The organism is Listeria rocourtiae FSL F6-920, from assembly GCF_000525975.1.
GTDB classification, from domain to species: Bacteria; Bacillota; Bacilli; order Lactobacillales; family Listeriaceae; genus Listeria_A; species Listeria_A rocourtiae.
This window is the reverse complement of record NZ_AODK01000019.1, coordinates 39,262-59,678: the sequence shown is the minus strand read 5'-3', so window position 1 is coordinate 59,678 and position 20,417 is coordinate 39,262. Positions and strand designations below refer to the sequence as shown.

18 protein-coding genes and 1 pseudogene are annotated in these 20,417 nt (G+C 40.0%); 2 read left to right on the top strand and 17 right to left on the bottom strand.

Annotated features, from left to right (window positions below):
* Positions 1 to 25: 25 nt before the first annotated feature.
* From PROCOU_RS07425 to PROCOU_RS07400, 6 genes are all read right to left on the bottom strand, one after another.
* On the bottom strand, positions 26 to 619 hold the full coding sequence (locus PROCOU_RS07425) for a DUF4352 domain-containing protein (protein WP_036071042.1): 594 nt from the start codon (positions 617 to 619) through the stop codon (positions 26 to 28).
* Positions 620 to 770: 151 nt separating this feature from the next.
* Positions 771 to 2,204 carry an FGGY-family carbohydrate kinase gene (locus PROCOU_RS07420; protein ID WP_036071092.1) on the bottom strand — a complete coding sequence of 478 codons (1,434 nt, stop codon included), beginning with the start codon at positions 2,202 to 2,204 and terminating at the stop codon, positions 771 to 773.
* Positions 2,205 to 2,238: 34 nt separating this feature from the next.
* Complete coding sequence (locus tag PROCOU_RS07415; protein WP_036071040.1) at positions 2,239 to 3,015, bottom strand: SDR family NAD(P)-dependent oxidoreductase; 777 nt, start codon at positions 3,013 to 3,015, stop codon at positions 2,239 to 2,241.
* Between the two features lie 13 nt (positions 3,016 to 3,028).
* Positions 3,029 to 4,312: an MFS transporter gene (locus PROCOU_RS07410; RefSeq protein ID WP_036071039.1), complete on the bottom strand. Its 1,284-nt coding sequence runs from the start codon at positions 4,310 to 4,312 to the stop codon at positions 3,029 to 3,031.
* Between the two features lie 76 nt (positions 4,313 to 4,388).
* Positions 4,389 to 4,958 (bottom strand): glycerol-3-phosphate responsive antiterminator, encoded by a 570-nt coding sequence (locus tag PROCOU_RS07405; protein ID WP_036071037.1) that lies wholly within the window; start codon positions 4,956 to 4,958, stop codon positions 4,389 to 4,391.
* 71 nt (positions 4,959 to 5,029) lie between these two features.
* Positions 5,030 to 6,478 carry an FAD-binding oxidoreductase gene (locus PROCOU_RS07400; RefSeq protein WP_036071034.1) on the bottom strand — a complete coding sequence of 483 codons (1,449 nt, stop codon included), beginning with the start codon at positions 6,476 to 6,478 and terminating at the stop codon, positions 5,030 to 5,032.
* A gap of 1,191 nt (positions 6,479 to 7,669) precedes the next feature.
* Between PROCOU_RS07400 and PROCOU_RS17480 the strand changes: the two genes are divergently transcribed.
* Positions 7,670 to 7,768, top strand: a complete 99-nt coding sequence (locus PROCOU_RS17480) for a type I toxin-antitoxin system Fst family toxin (RefSeq protein ID WP_133620471.1) — start codon at positions 7,670 to 7,672, stop codon at positions 7,766 to 7,768.
* Between the two features lie 202 nt (positions 7,769 to 7,970).
* Here the strand turns inward: PROCOU_RS17480 and PROCOU_RS07395 are convergent, their stop codons facing one another.
* Entirely contained in the window at positions 7,971 to 8,588 is a 618-nt protein-coding gene (locus PROCOU_RS07395; protein ID WP_036071031.1) for a NeuD/PglB/VioB family sugar acetyltransferase, read from the bottom strand.
* A 516-nt stretch (positions 8,589 to 9,104) separates the two neighbouring features.
* Between PROCOU_RS07395 and PROCOU_RS07390 the strand changes: the two are divergent.
* Positions 9,105 to 10,218 (top strand): annotated as a pseudogene (locus tag PROCOU_RS07390) (ABC transporter ATP-binding protein).
* Positions 10,219 to 10,294: 76 nt separating this feature from the next.
* Here the strand turns inward: PROCOU_RS07390 and PROCOU_RS07385 are convergent.
* From PROCOU_RS07385 to PROCOU_RS07345, 10 genes are all read right to left on the bottom strand, one after another.
* Positions 10,295 to 12,511 (bottom strand): immunoglobulin-like domain-containing protein, encoded by a 2,217-nt coding sequence (locus tag PROCOU_RS07385; protein ID WP_133620469.1) that lies wholly within the window; start codon positions 12,509 to 12,511, stop codon positions 10,295 to 10,297.
* Positions 12,512 to 12,613: 102 nt separating this feature from the next.
* Entirely contained in the window at positions 12,614 to 12,979 is a 366-nt protein-coding gene (locus PROCOU_RS07380; protein WP_036071026.1) for a DUF4352 domain-containing protein, read from the bottom strand.
* On the bottom strand, positions 12,927 to 13,148 hold the full coding sequence (locus tag PROCOU_RS17475; protein ID WP_149023630.1) for a hypothetical protein: 222 nt from the start codon (positions 13,146 to 13,148) through the stop codon (positions 12,927 to 12,929). The genes PROCOU_RS07380 and PROCOU_RS17475 overlap by 53 nt, the downstream gene beginning before the upstream one ends.
* Positions 13,149 to 13,221: 73 nt before the next feature.
* The gene (locus PROCOU_RS07375) at positions 13,222 to 15,960 is read right to left on the bottom strand and encodes an immunoglobulin-like domain-containing protein (RefSeq protein ID WP_036071024.1); all 2,739 of its coding nucleotides are present in this window, start codon (positions 15,958 to 15,960) and stop codon (positions 13,222 to 13,224) included.
* Between the two features lie 178 nt (positions 15,961 to 16,138).
* Entirely contained in the window at positions 16,139 to 16,537 is a 399-nt protein-coding gene (locus tag PROCOU_RS07370) for a cyclic nucleotide-binding domain-containing protein (protein ID WP_036071022.1), read from the bottom strand.
* 16 nt (positions 16,538 to 16,553) lie between these two features.
* Positions 16,554 to 17,480 carry an NAD-dependent epimerase/dehydratase family protein gene (locus PROCOU_RS07365; protein ID WP_036071090.1) on the bottom strand — a complete coding sequence of 309 codons (927 nt, stop codon included), beginning with the start codon at positions 17,478 to 17,480 and terminating at the stop codon, positions 16,554 to 16,556.
* A gap of 16 nt (positions 17,481 to 17,496) precedes the next feature.
* Positions 17,497 to 17,742, bottom strand: a complete 246-nt coding sequence (locus tag PROCOU_RS07360; protein ID WP_036071020.1) for a helix-turn-helix domain-containing protein — start codon at positions 17,740 to 17,742, stop codon at positions 17,497 to 17,499.
* Complete coding sequence (locus PROCOU_RS07355; RefSeq protein ID WP_036071018.1) at positions 17,739 to 18,248, bottom strand: polysaccharide biosynthesis C-terminal domain-containing protein; 510 nt, start codon at positions 18,246 to 18,248, stop codon at positions 17,739 to 17,741. The genes PROCOU_RS07360 and PROCOU_RS07355 overlap by 4 nt, the downstream gene beginning before the upstream one ends.
* Entirely contained in the window at positions 18,187 to 19,230 is a 1,044-nt protein-coding gene (locus PROCOU_RS07350) for an oligosaccharide flippase family protein (RefSeq protein WP_036071015.1), read from the bottom strand. The genes PROCOU_RS07355 and PROCOU_RS07350 overlap by 62 nt, the downstream gene beginning before the upstream one ends.
* Entirely contained in the window at positions 19,227 to 20,387 is a 1,161-nt protein-coding gene (locus tag PROCOU_RS07345; RefSeq protein ID WP_036071012.1) for a glycosyltransferase family 4 protein, read from the bottom strand. Before PROCOU_RS07345 ends, PROCOU_RS07350 begins: the two co-directional genes overlap by 4 nt.
* Positions 20,388 to 20,417 lie beyond the last annotated feature (30 nt).

Below are 20,417 nucleotides of genomic sequence, written 5' to 3'. Positions count from 1 at the left end.
TTTCCTATTATTAATTCGTAATTCATTATTTAATTGGAATCGTGATTTCCCAAACAACTTTTTCCATCGCCATTTCCGTGAATGGTTCATACAAAACAGTGAATTCTTTTTGATTGGTAGGAATTTCATAGTATCCAGAGCCTTTTAGCGTCTTTCCTGCCGGGATAACATCTCCAAAGTTATTGGCATTTAGTCCATAAACCTGATGTTTTTTTCCATCTTTCGTCTTGATTACGAAATCGCCTGCTCCTGCTCCTGATTCTTCTTTACCGGTATTTTTTACAGAAAAATCTATTTTTACCATTTGTTTATGATTGTCATTGCTATCTTTCATTTCTGCATTCATAAGCGTTATTTCTAAATTATTTGCCGTTCTTGTCTTACCGAGGTCATCATTTGCTGCTTTTGTATTTCCAGCACATCCAGCTAAAATCATTACAAGTGTCAGGCTGAGGGCTAATAATGTCAGGAGGCTTTTTCTTTTCTTCATATTGAGGGTCTTCCTTTCTCGTTTTGGGATTTGTTGTTCTTTATCTGCTACTAGCGTATCATCCAAAAATGCTAAATCGGCCATTTTATTGATATTTGATTTTTTTTTATCATTTTTGTGAAATACCATGTTTTTTATCTCTACTGCTAATCTTATCAGCTATTATGCTATCTGTTTTCCACCTGATTAGATTTCAAAATGCTGTTTGTTACTATTTTTCGAACTTTTGGCTTCACAAAAAAGAGGTAAAAACCCATACCGATTTTTACCTCTTCCTCTTCTATTGAAATACTAAAGCAGCTTTTTTTAGCAAACTATCTGTACCCATTGTAATTTCTTTGTATACTTCTTGATTTATTCTACTATACAATACATGATTTGCTTCATCTGGTTTAAATGTATGACCTACACGCACCATTTTTTCAGCAGCCACATCATAACTAGGATAAATATCTAGTGCCACAGCAACACAAATTGCTGCACCTAAACTTGCTGAACCATTCACCTTAGTTCGCATTGTTTTAATTCCAAAAATATCAGCGAAAATTTGCATCAACAAAGAGCTGTTGGAGCCTCCTCCTGATATAATCAAATTTCCGAGCGAAATACCAAGTTCCTCGCACATTTCATCCACACGGTTTTTCATGGTCAATGCAATAGCTTCTAAAATAGAACGATAGATATGCGCTCGTGTATGCCTTGCATCAAAACCAATCATCATTCCTTTTCGGTACGGGGCATCGCTTGGTGCTAGCCAGTCAAGAACGGTCATCAGGCCTTCCGAACCCGCCGGAATATGTTGCGCTTCCCGATTTAAAAATTCTTCAACCGAATGCCCATCTTGGTGTGCTTTTAGCATGATATCGTCACCTAAAAGTTCCTTAAACCAGCTAACCGTCCACATACCACGTCGTATCCCATTGCTTTCATACAGATATTGCCGCGGTACCGATGCAAAATTTGTCCAAAATGCTTTCGTGCCTTTCGGATTATCGTGCCCTGGAATCATTGCCGCGATATACGTTCCAAGCGAAATCATTGCCGTAGTTTCTGACAATAAACCCGACCCAAGCGCTTCTACCGCCTTATCATTCGCTGTCGCAACTATCGGAATTCCCATAGGAATACCAAGTTTAGCAGCCGCGTCTTCTGTTACCGTTCCCAAAATCGAGCCCGGCATCTGCAAATCAAACAACATCTCGCGCGGAATCCCCAATTGCTCAATCACAGCAGCATCCTCACTCCAAGCCCACGTATCCGTATCAATCGGCCATTGTCCTTGATAATTCGCTGCCGTGTCCACGAAATTCCCTGTCAAACGCTGCGTCACATAGCCAGAAGTCGTCGTCACATATGCCACATCATCATTCTCATGTACATAAGGCTTCGACACCCGAGCATCCATCCAGCTCATCACCGGAGACGCTAAACTCCCATCACGCTTCAATAACGCCCGGCAAAAACGAATGGTGCATAATCCTAATCCAATAATATCCGCCTTATTCCCTGGAAAATGATCCATCGCAGCACGGCTTGCCACCACAAGTGAATCCCATAAATCATCATCCGGATGCTCCACAACACCATTTTCCGCCAAGTGCATCGGCTGTAATTCGCATTTTCCTTCTGAAACAATCATACCCTCCAAATCAAAAATAACGACTTTCGAGCTCTGCGAACCACCATCAATCCCAATAATATATTTATTCCTCATCTGCATCGAAACCTTCTTTTCTGTCAAATTCGCCTTAGCGTACCAAATAACCACCATCCACAACGAGTAGATGTCCATTCACATAATCCGAAGCGCGACTCGCTAAGAACACCGTTGTCCCCATCAAGTCCTGCGTTTCACCCCAGCGGTTCGCCGGAATGTGGTCCAATACTCGTTGATTCGTTTCGGGATTGCTACGCGTCGCCGTTGTGATTTCTGTTGCATAATACCCCGGAGCAATCCCGTTTACCTGAATATTATACTGCGCTAACTCATCACAATACGCCTTCGTCAAGCCCGCAATCCCATGTTTCGTCGCCGCATACGCCGGAGACCACTGCCCACCTAGGAACGAAAACAGCGAACAAATGTTAATAATTTTCCCGCTCCGTTGCGGAATCATTCGTTTCGAAGCCTCATAACTTAGCTCAAAGGCCGCCGTCAAATTCAGCTGAATCATCGGGTCCCACTGCTCCCGCCCAAAATCCTGCACTTCCGCAATTTTACAAATCCCCGCTGAATTCACCAAAATATCCACCGAACCTAGCGCTTCCACACAGCCATCAATAATCTGCTTCGGCACCCCATCCTTCGTAATATCCGCTTGCATAAACACCATTTTCCCGCCTGCTTCATTAATTAACCGCTCTGTCGTGCCATCATCCGTGATAATACTCGGAATAAATAGATTCGCTCCAGCCTTCGCCAGTGCCAGTGCAAAAGCCTGCCCCAATCCCGAATTCCCACCTGTCACAATTGCATTTTTACCTTTTAACGAAAAGAAGTCCATTTCAAAATCTTGTATATTCATCTTATTTTCCTCCTCAAAGTGTCTCTATCGAAGCCATTACAGCTTGTTTTTTATGTTTAATATCACGCATCAACAACATACAGAAAACGAGTGCCATCGCCGTTGCGACTAATCCTAAAATCCACATGTTTCGATAGGCCTGCGTTGCCTCGAGCGTGTCTTGCCAATATCCAATCAACGGGTAAATAAACACATCCGGTAAAAAGCCTATCAAAGATGCTACACCAATCGTTGTTCCCATCGTCGAACTCGGCGTCCCCGCTTCTCCAATCGTCGCAAAATACATCCCACGTGATACATAATTGAAGAAAGCCAACAATAAAACAAGCCCAATCATCACAAAAATAATACTCGCACTAGCTGGAATAACAATCAGACAAATCAGCCCAACAAACGTCACAATCGCACTAATAAAAATAATCTTTGTTGGCGATTTCAACTGCGTTTTAGAAGAAACTAGCGCTCCCACTGGTCCACTAATCGTCCTAAAAACCTGATTCCGAATCATCCCGATAAACGTTGCCATTACAACTGGCATCGCAAAAATATCAATCAAATAACTCGTTGTATAACTCAATACTGCGAAAATCGTATAAATACCCATAATGATTAAGCTACAATACCAAGTTGTCCGTTTTTTCAAGACAACCAGTATATCCTTCACCGTTAACTTTTCTGATTTTGGTGTAGCCGCGCGTGCCGCTTTTGACTCCTCTGGTACTACAAACCAACACAAAATCCCGAATACAATATAGAAAATCCCGTACGTTACCATAACCGCTTTCAAGCTATTCGGATTCGTGTCTGCACCAAAAAGCTGGAACATCCATAACGTCAAAAATGCCGTCACAAGCGCTCCAAACCCTCGCATCCCCTCGGCAAAACCGAGCAAACTCCCCTGCTCATCTGCTGTTCCTAGAATCGCAACCGCCTTTACAGTTGCCGACCACATAAACAGTACCGTTGTAATCGCCAACAACGCTTGAATCACTAGCAGCATCCAATACGGCGGATAAAGCGCCATTACAAACGCTAAACCACCCGTGATTAGCATCGAAAACGTAATCAATTTTTTATGCGAAAACTTATCGGCAATAACCCCACTGGGCGCATATAAAACCATCGCGGCAGTTCCATAAATACTCATAATAAAGCCAACCTGCGTAGCGCTAAGCCCCATCAATGACTCCATTGGAACTTGATAATTATATTTCAAATACGGCAACTCAAAACTCATTCCACCCGTCATTCCAATAATCGCGATAATAAACCAACGACTGTATTTTGCCTTCTTCATAGTTAGCCCCCTTCATATCCGAAACCGCTTACATTATTTGGTTAAAACGCTCTTTTCTCCGATGCACTTTTTTAAATTAAATGTTATCCCACACATCTGGGCTTGTTGACGAAATCGCTACAGCACCAGCTTTTAGTGCCATCAACACATCTTCCTTATCACAAACCAAACCACTCGCAACAATTGGCTGACTAATCGCATCTTGCACCCAACCGAGCACTTTTGGCATACAACCTGGCAAAATCTCTACACAATCCGTTTTTGACGCCGCCACCTGTTTTGGCAAATTATGATATGACATCGAATCAATCAAGAAAAAGCGATGAATCGTGTAAAAACCTTTCATTTTAGCCGCTCGTACAATTGCTGGTTTCGAACTAATAATCCCATCTGCCTCCGTATTTTTACGCATAAACTCAACAACAATTTCACGATTTGACGTGCCTTCCACCAAATCAATATCCACGAAAGCAACCTTTCCAGTCGCTTTGACCTGCGCTACAATTTGGCCAATATTACATATATTCCCGTACAAAATAAATACGAGATGACAATTTGACTGCACCACTTTTTCAAGTCCTGTTTCATCTTTAATCGCCGCGATAATTGGATTATCTGCCAGCAAATCCAACATATTCTCTCTCATTTAAAATCCCCTACTTTCAATAATGTATCAGTCTTCTCCAAAAAAAGACTGATACATTATCTTACATTGCTTTAATCTAAAAACTCAAGCGGGATTATGTTCCCAGCATTCATTACGTTATTCGGATCAAATGCTTGCTTCAACGTTTTCAAAATATAGAATGACGAACCGTATTCATCTTTAATCCACGGAGCACGCGCTTTACCCACACCATGATGATGCACCATTGTTCCGCCGTGTTTCAACGACTCTTCCACAATAATTTTGTTAATCGGATTGTGATACTTGTGAATTTCCTCTGTAGGCTCGCAGTTCAAATCATAATAATATACAAAATAAAGATTTGTCCCGTTCATATAGCTATGTGAGGAATGTCCACCAACCCAAGTTACATCAGGCACTTCCGCTTTCACACGCGCACAAGCCGACTCGTATATTGCGTTAATTTTATCCCAATTTGCAGCAATTTCTGTTGTGAATCCCATATTTTTCGTAGCGACAATCTCCTCGCGCTCCTCCGCCACTTGCTCAGGGAACCAGTTCAAATTATCAAACCAATCTGAGATGAGTTGACTTTCCACTTGTTCACATTGCTTATATTTTGCAACGATTTCCTCAATCCCAGCTCCCGTTGCCGCTGTAATTCCCGCAGGTCCTTCCGCCATGAAAATCAGCACACATTTATCCTTTTGGAAATGTGAGAAATGCCCCGCCGCGTCCGCCACATCATATAATCTCGCAATCGAGGGCTTATACCCCGCAACCATCACCTCACGTAAAATCTCAAATCCCACTTCCATATCATCCAACGTATAACCATAAAAACGATGATTCTCCGGCTGATATTTGAAAATTTTCACGGTCACTTCTGTAATGTAGCAAAGTGCGCCTTCATTCCCGACAACAACATGGCGAATATCAGGTCCCGCCGCGCGTCTCGGTATATTTTTAATACGTGTCACTTCACCATTTGGAAATACGGCTTCAAGACCAACAATCATATCTTCAATTCCCCCATAAAGAGTTGAGAATTGCCCTGTACTGCGCGTTGCAACCAAACCACCCATTTGCGCCAGTGGTTTTGATTGCGGTGAGTGTCCCGTTGTTAACCCCTTCGCTCGCAACTGATTCTCAATATCTTCCAATACCACACCAGCCTCGCACGTCACTTGCATATTATATTCATCAATCTTAATCACCTTATTTAGTCCTGACCCATCCAACACAATATGGTTAGGCTTCACAGATTCCAGCATACTTTCAAGCGCCGAATTACCTGTCCGCGGAATACAATTGACTCCATTCTCATTACAAAACTGCAACACTTTTGCGATATCATCCGTATGACGCGCCTTCACGATTGCCGCTGGAATCGGTTGCGTGAAAACGCCCGAAATATCCTCATACTTACGATAACGGTCAATACTACTATGTTGTAGCGTCTTCTCATCCGTCACCAAATTCTCCGCACCGACCAATTTCGTCATTGCTTCCCTAACTTCCTCACGTGATAAAACCATCTCTAAATAACCCCTTCCAACCTGCAATTTTAAGTAAAATGGTAAATTTTTCTGTATTTAGAGCACAAAAAAAGCGCACTCCTACAAATAAGGAGTCGCTTATCTCAATTCTCTAGCAACTAACTACAGTATATAGAACGCTTACATTAAAGTCAAGGGTGAAAAGCTGAAGAAGCCCGTTAGGCCCGAAAAAACTAGCATGGAACGAATACTCACTTTGCTCGCACTCGTATTGATGTTCTAATTCAGCATACTATGCTTCTTAAGAACCTCAACATAGGGGGGCGCAGTAAAAGTCTTCTTTTGACTTTTATGGAGGTCACGAAAATTTCGAGGGACTGGCTTCTGAAGCTGGATCGGGAAACGATGATATGCTAAAAAACGGAGCATTCCCGCAAACAGGATTGCTACACCTAGAACTATTGCAAAACTAATATTAGCCTCTACCTCACCCAGCTCCGAAAAAAACTGGAGGGCGTGAAGTTTTCGAGGAGTTGGCTAAGAAGAAGGCTGTTTCATTACATTCAACTGCATATTGAGGTTCTAAAAAGCACATAACGCTTTTCAAGAACCACAACAAAGCTGGATCCGGAGGCGCCTCATATGATGCAATACATGGATTACATGCTCGCCTTGCTCTCATGCATATTGTGGTTCTAATTCAGCATACTATGCTTCTTAAGAACCTCAACATAGGGGGGCGCAGTAAAAGTCCTCCTTTGACTTTTATGGAGGCCACGAAATTTTCGAGGGACTGGCTTTTGAAGCTGGATCACATGAAAAGCTAAAAAAGCCCGTTAGGCCCGAAAAAAATTGTTAGAGGGCGCAGTAAAAGTCCTCCCTTGACTTTTATGGAGGCCACGAAATTTTTGAGGGACTGGCTTTTGAAGCTGGATCGGGAAACGATGCTACACTAAAAAACGGAGCATTCCCGCAAACAGGATTGCTACACCTAGAACTACTGCAATACTAATATTAGCCTCTACCTCACCTGGCTCCGAAAAAAACTAGAGCGGCCTCCATAAAAAGCCACTCTTGCTTTTTATGGAGGCCGTGAAGTTTTCGAGGAGTTGGTTAATCGGAAAATGGTGATATATCAAATATCCTTGCATTCTCGCAAACACGATTGCTATGTTATAATGGGAGCGTCGTCTACCCTTGACGAACATTCGTTGAAGGGGGGTGTCTCACATGTTTATCATATTTTCCAGTATTATCGCTCCAATCGTTGTTGGATACGCTATTGCGTACTTCAAACACATGTTAGAAGATCGTAGCGATAAAAAGTAGACGACATTTCTAACCCCATACAAAATACCCTAGCTGTGGCTGCAGCTAGGGTATTTGGGTGTCCAGATGCTCATCATATTTCCAACTACAGTATAACATGTTACGACTCATACTTCAATATCTCAATATACCATTGTTTTTAATGCATGTAGCGAAGTGTCAACGCCCAATAAAGTGTAGAAAGTAGCTTAACTCAGCTTCCTTACTTCTCCAACTTCCTCGCCGGCACACCTACATATGTTCCTCCAGCCTCAGTATCACTAACAACAACCGCGCCAGCGCCAACAACAGAATCATCCCCAAGAGACAATCCTGGATTCACAACCGCCGATGCTCCGACATGTACTCTAACACCAATTTTGACACCGCCAGTTACCGTTGCTCTCGGCGAAACGTGTGCGGCTTCTGAAATAATGACATCATGCTCAATAATCGCGCCAGTATTAATGATGGTATGTGCTCCTATGACACTATCCGGCTGAATTACTGCTAACGGCATAATAACGCTTCCTGGTTCTAATGTAGCCATTTTAGAAACGATTGCCGTCGGATGAATAATTGTTGCATAGGAGACATCGCCTAACTTTATAGCAACCTCTGCCCTTGCTTTATTATCACCAATCGCAATAAACCAAAGTGTTGTGTTACTTTTGAACTGACTAAAATCATCAAGTGGCGCGCGAAATTGACCGTCTCTTTCCTCATAACTTGTATATTTATTGTCTAGGACGCCAATAATAGTATAAATGCCTTGTTGCTCCAGGCACTCCCGAACAACCTTACTATGACCACCAGCCCCAACTATAATTACATTCCTCATCTAAATTCTCCTTTAACTCATACGTCTTTTATTTAGTATACCATGAGCCAATGTATAAAAGCCCCGCTAAAATTTCTAGTGAGCCCTCGAAATCCAGTCATTCCGATGCATAAAAACAATGAATATCGCTTAATCCTAATATTTCACTTTTTTGTTTGAGGATAAATTTATTTTCTATACTAACTTACTCCTACTATAACTTGAGAACCTTGCTAAAAAAGCCATTCACCATGCGTTAGAAATTGGGCCTGCCAACTGCGCAGAGCAATTCTACCCTATTTCATGGAAAAATACCCAAGCGATAATCGTCCACGTTGCCAACTATGCTACAAAAACAGTCCCAACAAAATGAATTTATTAGTATGAAGAATCAAAACGCCTTCTCACAGTTTCATTATGCAACCTGCCCAACAACTTTTTTCATTCTTTGTGCAACCTGACATATCACCATAAAGCGTTTTCATATAGAATGAAATCAAAGTTAAAAAAACAATTTGATGGGGGAGTAAATAAACAATGGCACAACTATCACTCGAGCACATTTATAAAATATATGATAATAAAGTAACAGCGGTTGAAGATTTCAACTTGGAGATTGCGGACAAAGAATTCATCGTCTTCGTTGGTCCATCTGGTTGCGGTAAATCAACGACACTTCGTATGATTGCAGGACTTGAGGAAATTTCAAAAGGCGAGCTAAGCATTGATGGTAAAGTAATGAATAACGTCGCACCGAAAGATCGTGACATCGCGATGGTTTTCCAAAACTATGCGCTATACCCACATATGACGGTATACGATAATATGGCATTCGGTCTAAAACTGCGCAAAATGCCAAAAGACGAAATCAAAAAAACGTGTAGAGCACGCTGCGAACATCTTGGGCTTGACGGAATACTTGAAACGTAAACCGAGTGCGCTATCTGGTGGGCAACGTCAACGTGTAGCTCTAGGCCGTGCCATCGTTCGTGATGCAAAAGTCTTCCTGATGGATGAGCCTTTATCGAATCTAGATGCTAAACTGCGTGTGCAGATGCGTGCGGAAATTACGAAATTACATCTACAATTAAATACAACGATGATTTACGTAACCCATGACCAAACAGAAGCGATGACAATGGCGACCCGTATCGTTATTATGAAAGATGGCGTTATCCAACAAGTCGGCTCACCAAAAGAAGTATACGATCACCCAGTAAACATGTTCGTAGCTGGTTTCATCGGAAGCCCCGCAATGAACTTCTTCAAAGGAAAACTAAGCGGCACAAAATTTGTCGGTGATGATTTCACGATTGAAGTCCCAGAAGGTAAACTGAAGGTATTACAAGATAAAGGATATGAAGGCAAACCTGTTGTATTTGGTATTCGCCCGGAAGACATCCATGATGAGCCACTCGTTATCGAAGCTAGCCCAGGTTCTACTTTTGATGCTGAAATTATCGTGGCTGAGCTAACTGGCGCGGAGTTCATGCTTCATTCTAAAGTTGGAACACATGAGTTCGTAGCGCGCGTTGACTCACGTTCAAACCATGAGCCGTTTGAGAAAATCAAGTACGCGTTTGAAATGTCTAAATCGCATTTCTTCGATGTTGATAATGAACTTTCAATTGTGGAAGATGGTCGTGACTGAGGGTATATGAGAAAAGGAGTAAGAAATCAGATACCTGATTTCTTACTCCTTTTTGTTGATTTGATAGATAACTACCTTAGTTAAATACGTTAACTTTTTGCGATGCTACTTGAATTCCGTTTGCATCAAAGCCTGTAACGACTACATTTTGATTTGTAGAAGTGACATAGCCTGCTGCATAAAGGGAATAGTTTGAGCCTGTTGGTCTTACTTGGTTTCTAGCAACACCGTCAACGTAAAGTTTCACAACAGCGATATTACCTGTAAATGTTCCGTTAATTAACTCATCTGTACTAATTTTGAAGTTACTTGCTGTGATGGAACCTGTGTCTTGTGTTATGTTTACTTTTGTTTCTTTGATTACTTGTCCGCTTTTGTCTAGAGCTTTTACTACGACATTATCGGATGTACTCTTAATGAAATCATAGGCGTATATACGATACTGTCCTTGGGCACCATTATTGTTGGCAGCTGCTGTCATACGATCTACACCGTTAACAAATAATTTGATTTTATCCACATCTGTTGAATGTGTACCACTTACGTATTGGCTGTTTGGCGCGATTTTATAGTTATTTGCTGTGAGATATGTGTCGACATCTTGTCCTTTTTTGATGTTAACTTGCGTTTCTTTAATTACGTTACCACTTGAATCAAGACCTTTTATCACCACATTATCAGATATATTTTTGATATAGTCAAAGGCGTATATTTTATATTGGCCTTGCCCATTGTTATTCCCAGCAGCTGTCATACGATCTACTCCATTGACAAATACTTTGATTTTAGCTATATCCTCGGAATGGCTACCCGTAACATATTGTTCTCCAATTGTATAATCACTGGCTGTCAATTTAGTCTCAATATTTGGCTTAGACTTATTTGTTACATTCATTATCCCAGGCAATAACTCCCTTGTTTCACCATTACTATAGCTCACTACCCCTGTATATTTTACGGGTGTTTCTTGATTATCTGGAACTCTTGTGGGTAAACTACTTACATCGACCCTATCAATATTTCCAACAGACCCGTTTGTTACATCTGTCTTATCAAAGTAGTTAATAACTCGTACAAATCTATTCTTATCAAAATTATTGAAATCATCATTTTTATTAACTACAAGATCACGTTCAAAAATGGATGCTCCTGGAAGCGTGGAGTATACTCCTGGAATTTCTGGCTCATTATTAGAGGAGATATTATATTTCTCATCTCTATCCCACAAGGAGAGGTAGCTATCCCAACTTTCAATAGTTGCACTATCATAAGGATTAATATATTCCATACCAGGCTTAATAATTGCTTTGCTAAGATTTTTCTTGCCTTCTGTACCAGCTATGAGAGCCGTACGATCAATGAAATGCGCTTTGATTTTAAATGCACCATTTTTTGCTGGGGCAAGCTTGCCTGATGTAATCTCCTTGCCTGTCGATAAATCATCTGTGTTCCCTTCATATTTAGAAAAATCAAGATGTAGTTTTCCCCACACTTCGCCTTCACCAGTCCCTGAGTGAAGGAAACCTGCAGCTGTTAACGCGAAATACGTAGAACCTGGATCATACTTCTCCCATTCTTGAGTACTGACTTCTGACTTTCTAATAGATCTTAATGCCATAGAAAATTCATTCGACTTTTTGCCATATTGTATCGTCTTTCTATCCCAGACGGCTCCTACTTTACATTTTATAGGCAGAGGAATTTGTAACCACCTAATGTTATAGTAACCTTCTGTGTCTGCATTTGATTTCTCCCAGTCAATAATTTTAACAATCGATTTTGCATCAGTTCCTTCTGGTAAAGTGAAATTCACTCGAAGTCCAATATTACCGTTCTCATAATCTTCTATAAACTCTGGTCCATTTGGAATAAGCCAGTTACTACCGTTTAGCCTACCGCTAATTGGAATGTTTATTTTTCCTGATGCTTCGCCATCATAGGCATTTTTTGCATTAGGCTTCTTATCAAAGCGAAGCGTGAATTCTGTTTTTTTGTTTTCAGGCTTGGCAGTAGTAGAAATACTAGTAATAGATTTATCATAGCCTTTTGCATAAGCTTGCTTTGTATTTTTTTCCAGTTCTTTTTCTGGAATTTTCTTAAGTGTCTCTAATATTTGTTTTTCCTGTGGTGTTTTTGCCATTTTCTCTAGCTTTTCTAATTCTTTCGCATAGTTAGGTTGAATACTTGATGATTCATCTGTTGCTGCTAAAGCACTGAGTGGGCTTAGTGAACTTGATAGTGCCACACTCAAACCTACTAATATTTTTACTGTTCTCTTTAATTTTAATTTCATAATTAGCTCCTTTAATTCATTTTGTATGTCACCCAAGTATTAAATTTCACACCACCCCCTAAAAAAAATTTTAGTTAATGATATTTCTACAAAGTTGCTTTTTTATTTAGTTAGTACCTCTAATTCCCAAGACAAATTCCGTTGTTTAGTATCTTTTTCATTCGTTATCGCACTCGGATTGTAAATTAACTCATAGTCTGTTGCTTTTTTATCCGCAATATAGTAAATTTCACCTTTGACTGATTTTCCAGGCGCAATTGTGGTGCCGAATTCGTTTAGTTCGCCGTAAAATTGAAGCTCTTTACCGCCTTTACTTTTTAGGAAAAATGGTGCGGAGCTAATGCCGGTTTCTTGTTTACTGTTGTTTTTCACGTTTACTGTTACTTTGACAAGTTGGTCTGTGTCTGTGTTGATGCTATCGTCTTGTATTGCTTGGAAAGATTGAGGTGTAATAGCGATACCTCCCATGATTTTTTTCTTTATTTAGTTCTGATTTTACGGTTTGTTTGCCGTTTTCTTCTACTTTTTGTACTTGTTTACTTGTTTCATTGTTGGACTTCGTTGTTGCGACTTTTTCTTCTGTACCACATCCTGCTAATCCGAGTGTTGACGCTAATATTGATAAAGTTACAACCATTTTTTTTCATCGCTTTACTCCTCTTTTAGAAACCGCCCACCTGACACATAACTTGATGGACAGCTTTAACTATTTATTGAACTTCTACTGTAATACGTTTTAATTCGAAACCGGCTTTTGAGTAACCGACTAATTCGACTTTTTTACTATTTGCATTTACAAAGCCTAAGGCGTACATTGAAAATTCACCGTTTTTCGTATAAACATTATTTAACGTTTCACCATCAACGATTAACTTGATTTTGTCAATGTCTTCGGAAACGGTTCCTGTCAGTAAATCATCGCCTAGTTTATATGGGTGGTAAGTTAATTTCGAATTTTTCGAAGCATCGTCTAGAGTAACGGTAATCTCTTTAAGAAGTACGTTTTCATCATTATAGGCAATTATTTTTACCTCATCCGTCATTTCTTTCACATAACCGTTCGTATAAATCTCAAATTTACCGTCTTTTGGTGCTACTTGATTGACAATCTCACCGTTAACTTTAAGTTTCAACTTCTTCACATCATCACTAACTGTTCCAGAAATTAGCTCATCTTGCTTGATGACAAATGAATTTGCTTCTACACTTGTTGGCGTTTTTACGATGTTCACAGGTGTTTCTTTAATCACTTGTCCGTCTGCACCCAAACCTTTAATAACGATTTTATCCGTGAATTTCGTGATATATTGGCGAGCATAGATTTTATACTTACCTTCACCGTCGTTATTTGTTCCTGCTGTCTGGTAATCGTGACCGTTGACAAAGATTTTGACTTTCTTAATATCACGGGAATGTGTACCAGTGATATATTCGTCATGGGCATCAAAATTGTAATCATTACCAGTAAGCGCAGTTACAATTGCTTCTACATCTGCTGTGATACGTTCACTTGTTTTGTCTTCATAGTTTTTTTGGTGACCTGTAACTTCAACAGCTACTGTGTCTGTTTTTTCGAGCGGTTTTGTTAGTTCAAATTCATAATCACTCTTTGAATTCACTTCTTTTGTAGCAGTTTTCTTACCATTAATGAATAAATCCATCGTGTAGGTGCGTCCAAATTCTTCATCTTGTGCCAGAACTTGACCTGTTACTTTTTGATTGCCTTCTGTTAATTTAGAGATGGTCGGATTCTCAACTTTCCAATCTTCCCAGCCTGTTTTGTCAGCTACGATTTTAGTTGTTTCCTCACTTGATTTATCTTCTTCGTTCGCTTCATGACCGATAACGATTACTTTTACTTCATCCTTGTAAGTTAAGTCCTTATCCAGCGCAATGTTGTATTCTCCACCATCGAATGAAAAGGCTTTTGTACCAACCTGCTCACCATTCACTGTTACTTTGGCTTCGTAATTTCTACCATTGAATTTATTTTGAGCTGGCACAAGCCCCGAAATAAAGCGATCGCCTGACACTACATCATTTAGAATCGCTGGCTTTACTTCCCACTTGTCCCAGTCTGCCTGCTCATCTTTATTGTCTTTTACGATAATAGATTCGATTTCGCTTATTTTATCTTCCTGGTTTGCTTCACTCCCAATGATGTAAGCTTCTATTGTGTCTTTTTTAACCAAATTCTCACCAAAAATAGGGGCATTATATACACCTTTTTCAAGATCTTCTTGTGTATATACTTCTCTACCATTTACCTTCACAACCAGTTTATAGGTACGACCATTTTGATAATTTTGCTCTGGGATAATGCCTGTAATTATTGTTTCACCGTCATAAGCTTCTGAAATTGTTGGTTTTACGATACTCCAATCTTCCCAAGGTGTACTATCTTCACCGACTGTATACTTTGTCTCTTTAGACTTATTAACATCCATTACTTCGTTTTCATGAGCTTCTTTCTCAGTGGCGACAACCGTTGCACCCACAACATCACCGTCTTTGAGATAGCTTCCAAAATCATATTCCCAGCTTCCGTCTTCGTTCATTTGTACATCATTTTTATAATCATTACCGTTTACCGTTAGCGATATTGAAAAATCGGCTGGGTGACGATTAGCCATATTTTGTGTTGCGTTTCCTTTAAACTTGTGATTATCTGATGTTTCTAGTGTTGTTGGATCGACATGATTTTCTACCCAACTATCAGCAGGAACTCCCATCAAAACAGAATTGGCATCTCCCCATGACCAGTTAGCAGCTAAATCATTTGGCTTACTGACCATCTTAAATTTGTAACTCAATTTATTTTCTACTAAACGATTCGTATCTTTACTCCATTTTTCTAAATCAATAAACATATTTACGTTTTGATACTGCGATATCGATACCGCATGTTTTGGACTCAAGATAATAAATTCTTGCTTGTCAAAATCATAAAATGCTGTATCATCACCATCCCACCAACCTGTTTTTTTGGTCAGTAAGTGTTGCATTTGAACATTCTTCTTACCCGTGCGATCAACTGTTCCACTAATATAGTCTTTCCAATTAGGAGTTGAAAAGAAAGGTTTCGCAATTTCTGAATCTATCTTAAATATTGTTTTCGTCTGCACGCCTATACCCATAGATATAAGCGATGATGACGCTGTTTTGATATTTAAAATACCATCTTCATTTCTCAACGCTTCAAATTTATTAGAAAACCCTGTTCCTCCACTAAGATACGGTGTTGCAACCTGCTTTTCGCTTACTTCTTTATGCCCCTCTTGCTTTTGGTTCGGTTGAATAACTTGTACTTGTTGCTCTTGTACTTTGTCCTTAGCCTTTGTTGCTACTTCTTCTGCGTTCGCTACATTAGAAATCGTTGGCAAAGTCATCATCGCTACTGCACTCATGGCAACAGCTTTTTTCAAAATTACGTGTTTCGATTGGTTCATTGTTATCTCCTTTGAATTGTAATGTATATTTTAATCAAATTTCTCTCATGCGAGATATTCGATATAAAATTCTTAACGTTTTTCAGACCCAAATAAAAGTCTATACTACCTGTCATTTATAATCCCGCCAATTTATGCATGTGACTACGTACTATTTGGTCGTGAAATAATACACGTATTAAACTAGTGGTGCCAAGCTTCTCTTAGCTAGTTGGGACAATACGCAGTGAAAATACTTTGGATTGGCATACATATGATCTAGATAGTAGTCTCGCTTTGCTGTAAACGTTGTGACATCTGTTAACGCAATTACCTCATAAGCACCACCGTGTATTTCAGTCGCTTCCTCCATTAAATTCTCAACACCTAGTAAATCATATGGCTCTAAAAATGTGACTGTCGGATTTCCATCTTCTGGACAAAAACGCATCACCGCTTGTCCTTTCGTGATGCACCCGACGCACCCCTTATCCCAGTCGTTGCAATAAACTACATCTCCTTGTTTCCATTCCTTCACTTTTGTGTAAGCACTCTTCAAATAACGATCTTCTGTCAAAAATCGAATTAATTCTTCCAACTTGTGCACCCCATTTCTAGCAATTTTCCCAATAGGTTTTTAGTCCTTTATAAATGCTGTATTTCGGCTCGAATCCTAAACGTTTTAATTTTCCAATGTCTGCTAGTGAGACGCGAATATCTCCGCGTCGTGATTGCCCATGCGATACTGCCATCGACTTCCCCGTCACTACTTGATATTGCCCGATTAAATCATTGAGTGAAGTTGGCTGACCCGTTCCAATGTTATACACTTCACCGTTAGATTCCTCATGGTTTGCGATTAAGATCAAAGCATCTACGACATCTTTTATAAAAATAAAATCACGCGTTTGGCTACCATCTCCATAAATCTGAAATGAGCTTTCCTCTACGAATGCCTTTGTTAGAAGTGAAATCACGCCTGAGTACGGCGATTCTGGATTTTGCCGCATCCCATATACGTTGAAAAACCGGGCCGCACTCGTGTTCAATCCATAAAGCGCGTTGTATACAAGCACGTATTGCTCTGATGCCAATTTATCAATCGCATAAGGAGTTAGCGGCTTTACAGGTGACATTTCTGTTTTAGGCATCGTTTCTTCGTCTCCAAAGACTGCAGCCGATGAAGCAAATACAAAACGCTTCACCTCTTGCTGTTGTTTCCTAGCTTGTTCCAACAACAAAACCGTCGCCATAAAATTTGTTTCAACCGTTTCATGAGGCCTCTCTACCGATTCAGCAACACTGGCAACAGCAGCCAAATGATAAATATAATCAAATTGATGTGCGTGAAAAATACTCGCAACTATTTTTTTATCTGTAATATCTCCTTCATAAATCGTGATATTCTCATGTGGCGTTACGTTTTCTCTTCGCCCTGTAGACAAATTATCGATAATCACGACTTTGTTCTCCTTAGCTAGTCGATTAGCTAAATGCGAGCCGATAAAGCCCAATCCTCCCGTTATTAAAACCGTTGTCATAGTTAAACCTCTTTCATTATTTTCTGTAATCAAAAGGACGATACTTATATCTCAAGTCCTCCTGCGAATTCAATCGTTCCTTAATCTCATCTTTAAAATAAAGCACTACTCCTGATTTGTTCACCCGTTGAATTTTATTGCGATTAACCAGCGAGTAGAAACTTTGTTTGGATATTTGTAACATGTCTACTGCTTCTTTCGTTGATACAAAATAATCATCAAGAAATTGTAATTTTGCTTCCTTTGATATATTAGCCTTCATATCTCTTCCATCCTTTTATCTTTTGACAATTGTTTTTTTCGAAAACTAGATAGGACGTAATGTAAAATCTCATCACGCCTGATGAATAAAATCACCAAATAACTCCCCAGACCAACGACGCATTGAATTGCAAGTGTATAGAAAGATGGACCAGAGTAAATGTGCGGAACCGCCAAAATACAAGCCATCATCGTCAAACTATATAGTAAATAAGGCATCATCATTTTAATAATCTGCTTCAAACTTAACAAATCTCTAATAAAATACATTTGAATCGACACAATAACTAAATTCCCAACGAGGAATGCTAGTGCCGTTCCTTCACTTGCCAACATCGTTACAATAAATAAGTTAAAGCCAAAACTCACAATCGACCCGATAATTCCTGAATAAGCATACGCCCGGTTCTGACCGCGAATCACCATAATTTGCATCCCGAACAAATCACTTATCGCCGCTAGAAACAGTGATAAAATAAGAATAATGATTACCGGTACAACTGGCATAAAAGCAACACCTAAGAACACGTGAATGAGTGCCGTCGAAACAGCCACAATACCTAAACATACTGGCAATACAGAGGCACAAATATAACGAAAAAAAGAAAGCTATCATTTCCCTGAATCGCTCCATCTCACCGATCTCATAAAAGTGAACAAGTCGCGGCATTAGCACAGCGGCCAAAGCTTGAACAAATAACAATCCAATGGTATATAGCTTATACGCCTGATTGTAATATCCGACCTCTACCTCACCTGCCACCGCCCCAAGCACAACTCGATTGACAGATATATAGATCATCGCCGAAACTGGTATAACTGCCAAAACGAGAATAGGCTTCACATGTTTTTTCAAATGGCTCCTACGAATGGACAAACCGCCTAGCTCACGAATGAGGAAAAACCAAATGTACACTTGTCCTAGCAACAGTAAAAAACAGTTAGCAAACACATAAATCCAAAGATCTTCCTCTGTTTTTACGAGTAGAAAAATACTCATAATCGTGACGAGCCGTATTAACACCGTTCGCGTCATGATTTTTCCCAGTTGCCCTCGTGCGATAAAATACCACGAAATATCAAAACCATACGCGATAATCATAAATCCATACAGATAAAAAACAATACTGCCTTGAAAAAACAGCGTAACAAGGACTAAATATAAAACGAGCATGCCACACATCGCCAAAAACTGAATACCAAAAACGCCACCAAATTGCTCTTTCAACGCTTTTTTATGCTTATTCTGATTATCTCGCTTCCCATCAAATTCACTGTCTACCGTTGCAATGACTTTTTTACCGTAGCTTGCAATTCCTAGCATGACAAATACTAAAAACATCTGCACAAAAGAATTGGCATACGCATCTTCACCAATTTTCTCTGGGCCTAGCACTCGTACGACATAAGGCGTTGTCAGTAATGGCGTGATCACCATAAAAAACTGATATAGCATCATTAAGATATAGTTTATCTTCTGCTTGCTCATCCTAGCTTCCGTGCTAGCGATTCATTATAAAGCGTGACTAAACGTTTCGTCAGCTGCTCCCAGTTTAGTTCATCGTATATCGCTTTTTTGCCATTTTCACCATACAAAGCTGCTTTTTCCGCATTCGAAATTAGTTGTTCTAAACCCCGCGCCACCGCATCGCTCGATTTCGGTGTAATTATCACACCCGTAACACCGTGCCGTACGATATCTGGATTTCCACCAACCAACGTTGCCACAACTGGTTTTGCACAAGCCATCGCCTCCAAAACAGAAATGCTACAGCCCTCCTCTAAAGACGTTTGCAAGAAAACATCACCAGCATTTACAATCGGTAAAATATCACTATTTTTAATTCGACCAGTAAAATGAACCCTCGGATTATTTCGCGTACTTTCACTAATTTTCCCTTCAAAATAACGTAACTCAGGTCCGTCGCCAGCCATGACAAAGCTCAACTTTTCATATTTCCGAAGTAGCTCTGGAATGGCATCGATTAAATAACCCATCCCTTTCTCCTCGGACATTCGATTCGTTGTCACAACCACCGTATGGTCATCTGGAATGCCATACTCTAACCTTGTTTTTGCACCAAGAGTCCTATCTGGATAAAAACTGGTTGGATCAACACCATTTGGAATTCGTGTCACCCCACCATCTGGAAAGACAGCTCGACTCATTTCTTCAATCTCAAGACTTGGCGCAATAATATGATCCGTAAATGGAATCATTCGTTGTAACTTTGCAAACTGACCAGCCCGATACAGCTCACGAAACCAAACAAAATGATTCGTATGCACAATCACGCCTTTTGGAAACCTGATACCTCGCATCACTTTGGCATCTTTATTCAACGTATGCCAATGAATAATATCAATCGCCTCACGTGCGATTAGCTCTTTGATAATCTTCCGTGCACGCACCACGTACTCCAAGTCTTGTAATTTTTTAACCGGTGCAAACGGAACTCTAATTACTCGCAATCCATCTAACATTTCCTCTCTAACTTTCCAGCCGAAACCATCATATTTTGTAAGGATTGTTACCTCGTGCCCTTCCTGTAAAAGTTGCTTACTTACCTCATAGACGTGCGCCGCAACACCTCCAATATTCGGTAAAAAATCACTCGATAACATCAAAATTCGCCTTTTTGTCATTAAACCGATCCTTTCCCCGCTATGACTAGC